10 protein-coding genes are annotated in these 13475 nt (G+C 48.1%); 9 read left to right on the forward strand and 1 reads right to left on the reverse strand.

The window, feature by feature from the left end:
* The first annotated feature begins 563 nt into the window (after window positions 1-563).
* The gene (gene paeA / locus L2744_RS18800; protein ID WP_248993332.1) at window positions 564-1880 is read left to right on the forward strand and encodes a polyamine export protein PaeA; all 1317 of its coding nucleotides are present in this window, start codon (window positions 564-566) and stop codon (window positions 1878-1880) included.
* Window positions 1881-1936: 56 nt separating this feature from the next.
* Here the strand turns inward: paeA and ilvY are convergent, their stop codons facing one another.
* On the reverse strand, window positions 1937-2809 hold the full coding sequence (ilvY, locus tag L2744_RS18805) for an HTH-type transcriptional activator IlvY (RefSeq protein ID WP_248993333.1): 873 nt from the start codon (window positions 2807-2809) through the stop codon (window positions 1937-1939).
* Window positions 2810-3027: 218 nt separating this feature from the next.
* Here ilvY and ilvC point away from each other — a divergent pair, with 218 nt between their 5' ends.
* The 8 genes from ilvC to L2744_RS18845 all read left to right on the forward strand — a co-directional run bounded on the left by ilvC (window position 3028) and on the right by L2744_RS18845 (window position 13407).
* A complete protein-coding gene (ilvC, locus tag L2744_RS18810) occupies window positions 3028-4506 on the forward strand; it encodes a ketol-acid reductoisomerase (RefSeq protein WP_248993334.1) in 1479 nt (492 codons plus the stop codon).
* Between the two features lie 595 nt (window positions 4507-5101).
* Window positions 5102-6775 carry an acetolactate synthase 2 catalytic subunit gene (gene ilvG / locus L2744_RS18815; protein ID WP_248993335.1) on the forward strand — a complete coding sequence of 558 codons (1674 nt, stop codon included), beginning with the start codon at window positions 5102-5104 and terminating at the stop codon, window positions 6773-6775.
* Complete coding sequence (gene ilvM / locus L2744_RS18820; RefSeq protein ID WP_007651625.1) at window positions 6772-7029, forward strand: acetolactate synthase 2 small subunit; 258 nt, start codon at window positions 6772-6774, stop codon at window positions 7027-7029. The genes ilvG and ilvM overlap by 4 nt, the downstream gene beginning before the upstream one ends.
* An 89-nt stretch (window positions 7030-7118) precedes the next feature.
* Window positions 7119-8978, forward strand: coding sequence for a dihydroxy-acid dehydratase (gene ilvD, locus L2744_RS18825; RefSeq protein WP_248993336.1), 1860 nt, complete (start codon window positions 7119-7121; stop codon window positions 8976-8978).
* Window positions 8979-8995: 17 nt separating this feature from the next.
* Window positions 8996-10591: a threonine ammonia-lyase, biosynthetic gene (gene ilvA / locus L2744_RS18830; protein WP_248993339.1), complete on the forward strand. Its 1596-nt coding sequence runs from the start codon at window positions 8996-8998 to the stop codon at window positions 10589-10591.
* Between the two features lie 248 nt (window positions 10592-10839).
* A complete protein-coding gene (locus L2744_RS18835; protein WP_248993340.1) occupies window positions 10840-11973 on the forward strand; it encodes a pyridoxal-phosphate-dependent aminotransferase family protein in 1134 nt (377 codons plus the stop codon).
* Window positions 11974-12565: 592 nt separating this feature from the next.
* Window positions 12566-13192, forward strand: a complete 627-nt coding sequence (locus tag L2744_RS18840) for an imm11 family protein (protein WP_248993337.1) — start codon at window positions 12566-12568, stop codon at window positions 13190-13192.
* Between the two features lie 47 nt (window positions 13193-13239).
* Window positions 13240-13407 (forward strand): hypothetical protein, encoded by a 168-nt coding sequence (locus tag L2744_RS18845; RefSeq protein ID WP_248993338.1) that lies wholly within the window; start codon window positions 13240-13242, stop codon window positions 13405-13407.
* Window positions 13408-13475 lie beyond the last annotated feature (68 nt).

Raw genomic sequence — 13475 nt, forward strand, 5'->3', positions numbered from 1 at the left:
GTTTATGCTTCCTAATAAAAATAGCTTGGGGTGAGGTCATAATAAGCAGCAAATAGGATATAATCTGATGCCCTTTACAATTTAGCGTAGCGTTCATCGCTGTACCTATGGTGCCATTCTGGACTTCTTTCAAACAATATAGCCAAGGTGAAGCCTGCACCTTATGGCCACTTCTGGTGGGCATAAATGTGTTCTAGCGGATCAAATATCATAGTCACCGAGTCCGAAGATTTTGATCCTAAAGGGTCAGATAAAAAATTAAGTGACTGATATTCAGTGTATTCGACACAAAAGCGTCACGTTAATAATGAAAGCTTGTCCATATAATTGGCTCTCTGCGAGAGCAGAGTCACGACTAATTGGGTGATAAGTAGATATAATCTAGCCGGTATAGGGTGCAATTTAGAACCCGCTTAAATCAGTGTTGCCATGTGTTTACAACGAGTTAGCCAATGTGAGTGGCTACATTTGCACTGTATAACAGTGCCTAGAATTCAACTGACACGCGAGTAATAAAGCGCGGGTTAGTCCTAGTTAGTCCAGTGTTAAAAGAAAGGTGTTACATGAGTATCTTTGATAACGTGATGATTATATTGGTTTTAATTGGAGCGAGTTGCTTTTTCTCTATGTCAGAGATTGCACTTGCCGCATCGCGAAAAATCCGTTTACGTCAGTTAGCCGATGAAGGTGATGGACGTGCTAAAAAAGTGCTGCAATTACAAGCTCATCCAGGAAGTTTTTTCACTGTGGTGCAGATAGGCCTAAATGGCGTAGCCATCATGGGTGGTATTGTGGGTGAAGCAGCATTTCGTCCTTATTTCTATGAATTGCTAAGCCCTTGGTTAACAGGCACTTGGCTCACGCAAGTAAGCTTTTTACTCTCCTTCGTTTTAGTGACCAGCGCATTTATTTTAGTGGCCGATCTTATGCCAAAGCGCATTGCTATGGCTATGCCTGAGCCCGTTGCTTTAGCTGTTGTTGGGCCGATGAGCTTTTGTATTGTGGTTCTTCGTCCACTGGTGTGGTTTTTTAATGGCATGGCGACTGCCATTTTCAAGTTGTTGCAAATTCCGACTGTGCGCAATGATGAAATCACTTCCGATGATATTTACGCGGTAATGAATGCTGGTGCTGAGGCCGGTGTATTAGATCGCGGCGATCAACAGATGATGGAAAATGTGTTTGAAATGCAAAGCGTTTCAGTTACATCCGCCATGACTGCCCGTGAAAGTTTAGTGTACTTTTTACTACAAGATAGCGAAGAAGACATCAAACGTAAGATCTCCGAAGATCCCCACACTAAGTTTTTAGTCTGTGATGGTCAGTTGGATATAGTTAAAGGTTTTGTTGATGCTAAAGAGCTACTGATCCGCGTGATTAATGGCGAGAATATTACATTAAAAGACAGTAGCTTAGTGCATACCTCTTTGATTATTCCCGATACATTGAGCTTGTCTGAGGCAATGGAGTATTTCAAAAATAGTCGCGCCGATTTTGCTGTGGTGATGAACGAATATGCTTTAGTGGTCGGGATTGTGACCACCAATGATTTGCAGCGTGCTGTGATGGGGGCTTGGTCTCTGCACGAAAGCGAAGAGCAAATTATTGCCCGTGATAGTAACTCCTGGCTAGTCGATGGGGTAACGCCTATTACTGATGTGATGCGCGCCTTCGATATTGAGGAGTTTCCCCATAATCAGAACTACGAAACGATCGCCGGTTTTATGATGTATATGCTGCGTAAAATCCCTAAGCGTACAGATTTTGTCAATTATGCTGGTTACAAATTTGAGGTAGTGGATATCGATGCCTACAAGGTTGACCAATTGCTGGTGACGCGCCTCGATCCCATAGAGAAGTCTATCTCACCCGATACCTAAACTTTTTATCTGCCTGCTTCAAAATGTAACGGGGCATAGGTTGCCCCGTTATCCCGCTAAATTACTTCTAAAAATGCATTCACAATCGGGTCGTTTAAGCGCTTCACCTTGCAGCAGCAGCCGAGTTCAAAGGGCGGTATCGCAACAGGTGATGCCAGTAACTGGATGCGATCCCGCACCGGGCTGTTATTGATCACCACTTCTGGGCTCATGCTCACGCCACAACCTAACGCCACCATAGAGGCGATAGCTTCTTGCCCTGACACTTGGGCGTAAATATTCGGATTGATGCCCATCTGCTTAAACCAGTTATCGGCGCGACGCCGTCCTGGGCCATGATCTGGGATGATAAAGGGAACGCTCGACCAGTCGATGGGCGTTTGGCTAACTTGTTGCTGCACAGCGCAACGTATGGTCGGCGCGATAATCGACAGCGGCACATCGTCGATCTTAGCAAAGTGTAAACTGCTAGGGAAAGGATCCGGCAGGGCGCCGATGCCGATATCCGCATGATTCTGCTGCACTTCGGCTAGCGCGTTAGCCGCATCTCCCGTGGTTAAGGCTATTTCGACGAAGGGATGTTCTTGGCGAAATCGATCCAATAAATCCGGTAAATGACTATAGGCGGCAGTGACTGAGCAATACAGATTTAACCGACCGCGCAGTACATCTTGCTTGGGATCGATACTGTGCTTGAGCGTGCTCCAATGGTGCAAGGTCTGCTCGGCGAAGCGCTTAAACTCACGTCCCGCATGGGTTAAGGTCACGCTGCGGTTGTCTCGCTCCAATAATTTCGCGTTCACTTCCTCCTCTAATCTTTGCAGTGCCCGGCTTAAGGTCGATGGACTCACATGCATCTGCTCCGCCGTCTTGGCGAAATGCAAACTGTCACATAAGTGCAGGTACAATTTGAGGGTACGAATATCCATGATCTTATCCTGTTTAGCCTGAGCCCTTGTGACGGCGTGCCGCTGATGTTGCTGATCATCACTGCAGTTGACGTTGCGATAAATGCAATATGAAGTTTCGAATATATCATTTTAAGCAATGATAAGCATGGGTTATAGTGATTTCAATCACAACCAAGTCGTAACATTATGTTAGTTTGGTTGCGTCCAAAATTCCTGACTGAAAGGTGGTATCTCAGATGGCTAACTATTTTAACTCACTGAATTTACGTCAACAATTAGCACAGCTTGGCCAATGCCGTTTTATGGATCGTTCTGAATTTACCGACGGCTGTAACTACATCAAAGATTGGAACATTGTTATTTTAGGCTGCGGTGCCCAAGGTCTTAACCAAGGCTTGAATATGCGTGATTCGGGCTTGAATATTGCCTATGCCCTGCGCCCAGAAGCGATTAAGCAGAAACGTGCCTCTTGGCAGAAAGCGACCGATAACGGTTTCCGTGTAGGCACCTTTGAAGAGTTGATCCCGGATGCAGATTTAGTGCTCAACTTAACGCCGGACAAGCAGCATTCAAACGTGGTTAACGCGGTTATGCCACTGATGAAGCAGGGCGCAACCCTGTCCTACTCACACGGCTTCAACATCGTTGAAGAGGGTATGCAAGTTCGTCCCGATATTACCGTTGTGATGGTTGCCCCTAAGTGCCCAGGCACTGAAGTGCGTGAAGAATACAAACGTGGTTTTGGTGTACCTACCCTTATTGCGGTTCACCCAGAAAACGATCCTAAGGGCGATGGTTTAGAGATTGCGAAAGCCTATGCTAGTGCAACCGGTGGCGATAGAGCAGGAGTGCTATTGTCGTCTTTTATCGCCGAAGTGAAGTCGGATTTGATGGGCGAACAGACCATTCTGTGCGGTATGTTGCAGACGGGTGCCATCTTAGGTTATGAGAAAATGATCGCCGATGGCGTTGAGCCAGGTTATGCGGCTAAGCTTATTCAGCAAGGTTGGGAAACGGTCACTGAAGCGCTGAAACACGGCGGCATCACAAATATGATGGACCGTTTATCTAATCCAGCAAAGATTAAAGCATTTGAAATTGCAGAAGATTTAAAAGAAATCCTGCAACCATTATTTGAAAAGCATATGGATGACATCATCAGCGGCGAATTCTCTCGCACTATGATGGAAGACTGGGCGAACGATGATGCGAACTTGCTGCGTTGGAGAGCAGAAACCGGTGAAACAGGTTTTGAAAATGCACCGATATCGAGCGAGCATATCGACGAACAGACCTATTTCGACAAAGGTATTTTCTTAGTCGCTATGATCAAAGCGGGTGTGGAACTAGCGTTCGACACTATGGTGTCGGCGGGTATCGTGGAAGAGTCGGCTTATTATGAGTCTCTGCACGAAACCCCACTTATCGCGAACACTATTGCCCGTAAGCGTTTGTACGAAATGAACGTAGTGATTTCAGACACCGCCGAATACGGTTGCTACCTGTTCAATCACGCCGCCGTACCTATGCTGCGCGACTACGTTAATGCTATGTCGCCGGAGTATTTAGGTGCGGGGTTGAAGGATGACTCAAACAGTGTCGATAACCTAACGCTCATCGCGGTTAACGAAGCGATCCGTGAAACGGCTGTGGAATATGTAGGCGCCGAACTTCGCGGTTATATGACGGATATGAAAAGTATTGTTGGTGCTTAATTATTAAGTTACCTCTTTAAATAACGGGCTGAGATTCGACGGATGCGAGTCTTAGCTTAATACGAAATCTTTACCTGTTCAGTGGGCTGTCGAGCGGGCAAAAACGACATGGGTTAGTAAGCGGTGCCGCTAGCTAACACTCGTTTATTAACGTTTTACGTTGTTGTTTTGCATTGTCTCGGCAGGGAAGCTGAATTTTTTTTGACAAAAGATATTTTTTATTGTGTTTGGCCGTCGCTTTATGGTAAAGCTAATAGCCCGCGCTAGGGCAAAGCCCAAAGCGATACTAACTTTCATTCAATACCCAAATTTTAGAAACACCGATTAGGAATCCATATTGATGTTTAACCAAGCTGCCAAGCTCATTCTCGTGATTATTACCGTCGTGATTATTAAATCACAGCGGGGGCGGCGCATGGCGAACTGATAGACCTAAAAGGTTAAAAGTTTCGAAAGAACCCCCCGCTCCGAAAGGACCGGGGGGTTCTTCGTTTCAGGGGTTAAGTTTCAGAGCTCAGTTTTAGAACCAGTTTCAACAGAGTAAAAAATTCGAGTCGATTTTCGGCAATTTAGGATTAACGTAGCGAGAGAAAATATGGAACCAGGGCAGATGATCAGAGGTGCAGACGCGGTAATAAAAGTGTTGGCCGCACATGGTGTAACCACAGTATTTGGTTATCCCGGTGGTGCCATTATGCCAATATACGATGCCCTCTATGGAAGTCCTGTCGAACATCTACTCAGCCGTCACGAACAAGGCGCTGCCTTTGCCGCAGTCGGTTATGCCAGAGCCAGCGGTAAAACCGGCGTGTGTTTTGCGACCTCAGGCCCTGGCGCGACTAACTTGGTCACTTCCTTAGCCGATGCGCTGTTAGATTCGGTACCTATTGTGGCCATCACAGGCCAAGTCTCCACCGCCGTTATCGGCACCGATGCCTTTCAAGAAATCGATGTATTGGGTATGTCACTGAGCTGCACTAAGCACAGTTTTATGGTGACAGACGTTGATGATCTTATCCCGACCTTGTATCAAGCCTTCGAAATCGCCGCATCCGGTCGCCCTGGCCCTGTATTGGTCGATATCCCGAAGGATATCCAACTCGCTCACCTCGAATACCGTACACCTTTGCTGGCCGTCACTAACGAACCCCAAGCCGAGATGAGTGATATCGATGCCGCCCGTGCGCTGCTGGCGGAAGCGAAACAACCTATGCTGTATGTGGGTGGCGGCGTTGGCATGGCGGGCGCGGTCGATCAACTGCGTGAATTTATCAAAGTGACGGGTATACCTTCGGTTGCGACCTTAAAGGGACTTGGTAGTATCGCCCACGACACACCCGGTTACTTAGGCATGTTGGGCATGCATGGCGGCAAGGCGGCTAACTTAGCGGTACAGGATTGCGATTTACTGATCGTAGTCGGTGCCCGTTTCGACGACCGAGTAACCGGCCGTTTAGCGAGTTTTGCCGACAAGGCCAAAGTGATCCATTTAGATATCGACGCCGCCGAACTTGGCAAGTTACGCATGCCAGAGGTAGCTATAGCTGGTGACTTACGCCAAATCCTACCCGCCTTAGCCATGTCGATGAATATCACGCCTTGGCAGGCCGAGGTGGAGCATTTATCCCGTAAGCATCAATGGGATTATCACCACCCCGGCAGTTTGATCTATGCCCCCGCTCTGCTGCGCCGTTTAGCTAATAAGTTACCCGAAGACAATGTTGTTTGTTGCGACGTGGGCCAGCACCAAATGTGGGTCGCCCAGCATATGTGGTTCCGCCGCCCTGAAGATCATTTATCTAGTGCTGGCTTAGGCACTATGGGCTTTGGCTTACCCGCCGCCATTGGTGCGCAAGTGGCCCGTCCCGATGCGACTGTAGTGACTGTTTCTGGTGACGGTTCTTTTATGATGAATGTGCAGGAGCTGACCACCATCAAACGCCGCAAGTTGCCAGTGAAAATCGTTCTGGTCGATAACCAAAAGCTTGGCATGGTGAAGCAGTGGCAGCAACTATTCTTTGAAGAGCGCTACAGCGAAACGGATTTATCCGATAACCCTGATTTTGTTTTATTGGCCTCGGCCTTTGATATCCCCGGCCGCACTATTTTTTCTTCCGACGAAGTGGAAGAAGCCTTAACCGAGATGTTAGCGGCTAAGGGCCCGTACTTGTTACACGTTGCAATCGACGATGCTTTTAATGTTTGGCCACTGGTGCCCCCCGGCGCATCAAACAGCGATATGATGGACGAAATGGAGAAACAAACATGATCCACTCTCTGGAATTAACGGTTCAACAACGCCCCGAAGTGCTTGAGCGTGTTTTGCGCGTGACTCGCCATCGTGGTTTTAGGATTACCCAAATGCAGATGCGCATGAATGACGATGCGAGCCTGTCGCTGGATATGGAGGTCGATAGCGAACGTGCCATCGAACTGTTAAGTAATCAGTTGAATAAACTGATTGATGTAACCCAGTGTAAGGTATTGTTACCTCTGAGCTTGCAACAAACGGCGAATGCTTAAGCCATTTAGCAGGTATTGTGAGGCAAGCATAAGGCCCCACTAAAAGCGTTAAGAAAACCATTTTCGATTTGAGATAAAGGATACAGTCAATGCCAAAGTTACGTTCAGCTACCAGTACCGAAGGCCGCAATATGGCGGGTGCCCGTGCGCTATGGCGCGCCACAGGGGTGAAAGACAATGATTTTGGTAAGCCAATTATCGCCATTGCTAACTCCTTTACTCAGTTTGTACCGGGTCATGTGCACTTAAAAGACATGGGCTCACTGGTGGCGAGCGCCATCGAAGAAGCGGGCGGTATCGCCAAAGAATTCAACACGATCGCTGTCGATGACGGTATCGCCATGGGCCACGGCGGCATGCTTTATAGCCTGCCATCGCGTGAGCTTATCGCCGACAGTGTGGAATACATGGTCAATGCCCACTGCGCCGATGCTCTAGTCTGTATCTCCAACTGCGACAAGATCACCCCCGGCATGTTGATGGCGGCGCTGCGCCTCAATATTCCTGTGGTATTCGTGTCTGGTGGACCGATGGAAGCGGGTAAAACTAAGCTGTCGGATAAACTCATTAAGCTCGACTTAGTCGATGCCATGATAGCAGGCGCTGGTTCGAACGTGAGCGATGAAGACAGTGCCAAAATTGAGCGTAGCGCGTGCCCAACCTGTGGCTCTTGCTCTGGCATGTTTACCGCGAACTCAATGAACTGTTTAACCGAAGCCCTAGGGTTATCGCTGCCGGGTAACGGCTCTATGCTGGCAACCCACGCCGATCGCCGCGAGCTGTTTTTAGAAGCGGGTCGCCGCGTGATGGCGCTGGCAAAACGTTATTATCATCAAGATGATGAATCGGCATTGCCACGCAATATTGCTAACTTTAAAGCCTTCGAAAATGCCATGACCTTAGATATCGCCATGGGCGGTTCATCTAATACCGTATTGCATTTATTGGCCGCCGCGCAGGAAGCCGATGTCGACTTTACCATGGCGGATATCGACCGTATGTCGCGCCTGGTGCCGCACCTTTGTAAAGTTGCGCCATCTACGCCTAAATATCATATGGAAGACGTGCACCGTGCGGGCGGCGTAATGGGGATTTTAGGTGAGCTCGACAGAGCCGGATTGCTGCATACCGATGTGTTCCATGTGGCGGCCGATAATGGTGGCAATTTAAAGTCGGTGCTCGCCAAGTACGACATAATGCAAACCCAAGATGACGCGGTAAAACACTTCTTTATGGCGGGGCCTGCGGGCATTCCCACCACTAAAGCCTTTAGCCAAGATTGTCGCTGGCCTACATTGGATAATGACAGACAAGAAGGCTGTATCCGTAGCCGCGAATTTGCCTTCAGCCAAGAGGGCGGTCTTGCCGTATTGTCGGGCAACGTGGCCGAGAACGGCTGTATCGTTAAAACCGCGGGCGTGGATGAATCTAACTTAACTTTCGTCGGCACGGCACGTATCTACGAGAGCCAAGACGATGCAGTGGCGGGTATCTTAGGCGGCGAAGTGGTGGCGGGCGATGTGGTCGTTATCCGTTATGAAGGCCCAAAAGGCGGTCCGGGCATGCAAGAAATGCTTTATCCGACTACGTATTTAAAATCCCGCGGGCTAGGTAAGGTCTGTGCGTTGATCACCGACGGGCGTTTCTCCGGTGGCACTTCAGGTTTATCTATCGGCCACGTCTCACCCGAAGCGGCATCGGGCGGCACTATCGCCTTGATTGAAAATGGCGATCGCATCGAAATTGATATACCAAAGCGCAGTATCAAGCTGGCGTTAACTGATGCTGAACTCAATGCTCGCCGTGAAAAAATGCTCAGTCGTGGCCCAATGGCGTGGAAACCACTCGGTCGAGAGCGTTATGTGTCACTCGCGCTTAAGGCCTACGCTATGCTCGCCACCAGTGCCGACAAGGGCGCGGTGCGCGATCGCAGTAAACTGGAGGACTAATTATGTTTACTGCATCTATGTTGCCACTTGCATCGCAAACTCAGGCGGATCTAGCCCATTTTCAGTTGGCACAAAGCTATCTGCAAAAAATCCTGTTGTCATCCGTGTATGACATAGCGAAAGTGACGCCGCTTTCCAGCATGAACAAGTTATCGGCGCGTTTAGGTTGTCAGGTATTTTTGAAGCGCGAAGATATGCAGCCAGTGCATTCCTTCAAGTTACGCGGTGCCTATAACCGTATCGCCCAGCTGACGAAAGAAGAATGTCAGCGCGGTGTGGTGTGTGCTTCGGCAGGCAATCATGCCCAAGGTGTGGCGATGTCGGCGGCGAGTCGCGGTGTGGATGCTGTGATTGTGATGCCCGAGACGACGCCCGATATTAAAGTCGATGCGGTGCGCCGTTTAGGTGGCAACGTGGTATTGCATGGCCAAGCCTTCGATCAAGCCAATGGCTTTGCGATGGCGATGGCCAAAGAAGAGGGCCGAGTCTATATTGCGCCCTTCGACGATGAAGCCGTGATCGCAGGCCAAGGCACTATCGCCCAAGAGATGTTGCAGCAGCAGCGCGATCTCGAAGTGGTATTTGTGCCCGTGGGTGGTGGCGGGCTAATCGCGGGGATCGCTGCCTATTACAAGGCGGTGATGCCGCAGGTGAAAATTGTCGGTGTCGAGCCAGAAGACGCGGCCTGTTTAAAGGCGGCGATGGAAGCGGGCGAGCCCGTGACGCTGGCGCAAGTCGGTTTATTTGCCGATGGCGTGGCGGTTAAACGTATCGGCACTGAGCCGTTTCGAGTCGCCAAACTTTATGTCGATGAAGTGGTGACTGTCACCTCGGATGAAATCTGCGCTGCGGTAAAAGATATCTTCGAAGACACCCGAGCGATCGCCGAACCCGCAGGGGCCTTGTCCTTGGCTGGGCTAAAAAAATACGTCAGCACCAATGCCAGTGGTGATTGTGGCAATGGTGAAAAAGTCGCCGCGATTTTAAGTGGCGCGAATGTGAATTTCCACAGTCTGCGTTATGTGTCCGAACGCTGTGAGCTTGGCGAGCAGAAAGAAGCGGTACTGGCGGTGAAAGTCCCTGAGCGTCCGGGAAGTTTCTTAAAATTCTGTGAGTTACTCGATAAGCGGGTGATGACAGAGTTTAACTATCGTTTCAGTAGTCGCGATCTGGCCGTGGTGTTTGCTGGCATTCGCTTAAGCCGAGGCCAAGGCGAACTTGAACAAATCATCGCCACCTTAGAGGCTAACGATTTTGAAGTGCAGGATTTATCCGGCGATGAAACCGCGAAATTGCATGTGCGCTACATGGTCGGCGGTCATCCACCTGAGCCTTTAGAAGAGCGTTTGTTTAGCTTCGAGTTCCCCGAGCACCCCGGTGCGCTGCTGAAGTTTTTAACCACATTGCAGAGTAAATGGAACATTAGCTTGTTCCATTATCGCAACCACGGCGCGGCCTTTGGCCGAGTGCTGGCGGGGTTTGAGGTGCCTGCGAGCGATGTCTTGCCGTTCCAACAGTTTTTAACTGAGTTGGGTTTTGTCTATCAAGAGGAAACCCAAAGCCCTGCTTATCAGCTGTTTTTAAATGCGGGTAACGGCAACAAGACGTTATAGCGTTAGCTGTGAAGAGCATAGCTGCGATCGTCGCGGTACAAGTTAGGCTAAAGGAGGAGCGCACATGCGCTCCTTTTTGTGGTAGTTTTGTAGACTTAATACTCTAGCCGCCGATTAATACGTCACAGTTAAGTTACTGACTTAGCCCTACTAACGATTAATTGGCTGACTTTTAAAAAGTAATGGCTAACGAATAACGAATTAATATCTAGACCTCGACCTACACGCACACGCATCAAGGAGACATGATGTTACCAGCACCGCGTTTTACCGCTTTTAATCCTCCTCGCCGTATTTTGATGGGCCCAGGCCCGTCGGATGTTTATCCCGAAGTGCTTGCGGCGCAGTCCAGACCTACGGTTGGCCACTTAGATCCGCTGTTTGTGGGCATGATGGATGAGCTTAAGAGCCTGATCCAATACGCCTTCCAAACTAAAAACGAAATGACCATGGCGGTATCTGCGCCGGGCAGTGCGGGCATGGAAACCTGTTTCGTTAACTTAGTCGAGCCGGGTGAGAAGGTGATTGTCTGCCGTAACGGTGTGTTTGGTGAGCGTATGCGCCAAAACGTCGAGCGCATGGGCGCCATTGCTGTGCTGGTGGACAATGAGTGGGGCACTCCTGTCGATCCAACCGCAGTTGAAGCGGCACTGAAAGCCAATCCCGATGCCAAATTTTTAGCCTTTGTGCACGCCGAAACTTCTACTGGCGCGCTGTCCGATGCCAAAACCCTGTGCGCATTAGCCAAAACCTATGGTTGCTTGAGCATAGTCGATGCCGTGACTTCCCTTGGTGGCGTCGAGTTAAGAGTCGATGAATGGGGCATAGATGCCATTTATTCTGGCAGCCAAAAGTGTCTCTCCTGTGTACCAGGTTTATCGCCCGTGTCTTTCTCGAGCGCAGCGGTAGAAAAGCTGAAGAATCGCAAAACCCCAGTGCAAAGTTGGTTCCTCGATCAAAGCTTAGTGATGGCCTATTGGACTAGCGCGGGCGGAAAGCGCAGTTATCATCACACTGCACCCGTTAATGCGCTTTATGCACTGCATGAATCCCTGCGTATGTTGGTGGCCGAAGGTTTAGAAAATGCGTGGCAACGTCATCATGACATGCACTTAGTACTGCGTGCTGGGCTGGAAAAGTTAGGGCTAAATTTTGTGGTTGCCGAAGCCTCGCGCTTACCACAACTCAATGCCATTTATATCCCCGAAGGCGTTGATGATGCCGCAGTGCGCACTCGTTTGCTGAAGGATTACAACCTCGAAATCGGCGCCGGCCTTGGCGCCCTTGCGGGTAAAGCATGGCGCATCGGCCTTATGGGCTTCGGCGCCCGTCGCGAGAATGTCTCCTTATGTCTCAAGGCATTAGAAGAGGTCTTGAGCTAAGCGATGGCACCGTCATCCCCGCAATGCTTTTGAGCGGGGATCCAGCTTTTTTGGTAACTGAAGTTTGATTAAGCATCGTCATCCCCGCAATGCCTCTGAGCGGGGATCCAGCTTTTTGATAACTGAAGTTTGATTAAGCATCGTCATCCCCGCAGTGCCTCTGAGCGGGGATCCTGCTTTTTGATAACTGAAGTTTGATTAAGTACTGTCATTCCAGTGACACGCGGACTGTGGTTTAAAAATAAGTTGTCCCAATAGGCTCGACGGCGGTATCTGCTGTATATGGCTAGATTTATAACAAGACTAGAATGTCGCGAACACATGGATGTGAATGAGCGACCATGCCGCCAATGGTCACTTCCACGACAGTGCTTAATCCCGTTAAACCCTTGGTATACCTGATAGTCTGTTATTTATAATTATGCATTCCGAGAATTTAATACCAAGAATTTAATAATGGTGGTTCGTTAAGCTTTTTTGACTTGCGAGGGAATATTATTGCTGGCAACAGAGTAAAACGATGTTTAAAATAAATTTAAGTTTGCGCTAATGCTTTCTTAGGGACATTAAACTTTTAACCTATTACAGGGTAGTGATTTTGAGTACAAATCTACAGCCATTTTTTATTGTGCAATCAGATCCTGATGGTAAGGGAATACCGTATTTTATGGATAAACATTGGACTCCTGAGCTACCTGACTATGAGTTTTATGACTCACCACCATGTGAGGTTGATTTTTTAAATGCTTATTCTCTTAAGGCAAAAAAATATCAACTGAATGGTGATTATTTGGTTGATGAAAATTTAGTTTCTAATGAAATGTTATACTTGTGTGAAAAATTAAATGTTAAGTGTATTCGTATTCCTGTTGATATTAACCTGCATCGAGGAATTCGGCCGCAGAAAAAGTACTTTTTATTTTTTCCACTAAGTTATTTGTCTATCTTAGATAAGGATGAGTCCACTTATACTATCTCGATTGACTTAGATTCTGGAAAATTGAACACGCAAGAGGAACGTGGGTTAAAGAAGACATATTATGAGTCTATAGATAAATTTAAAATAAAGAATAATATTCGTGAACATTTATTCTTTTGTAACGAGATAGCGGCTTCTGTATGTTCTATTCAGTTTAAAAACGAGTACGAGGCTCTTGGTTTAACGGGTGTGAGTTTTAAGGAAATAAATGATAATTATCAGTATTCTGCATGGGACTGAGTGCCTCATAAAATGATAATGTTGAAGCTAAGTACAAGGAGTGAATAATGGACTGGATTGAGTTAGAAGAAAAATGCTTTGAAATTACATACGATACAATCAAGATGTTATTGTTAGAAAATAAAGATGAGGCATTCTATGCGGTATCTCTTTACACTGACAGTAGTGCCATGTCAGGGCGGGATCATACTTTGTTAACTAACGGAAACTTTTAGGCTTAAACAGGATCAGAGCAAGCATGTTATGCTAACGACCTATTCCCTATGTCACTGTTTGAACACTT

Origin of the sequence: Shewanella profunda, from assembly GCF_023283765.1 — a bacterium.
Classification (GTDB): Bacteria; Pseudomonadota; Gammaproteobacteria; order Enterobacterales; family Shewanellaceae; genus Shewanella; species Shewanella profunda.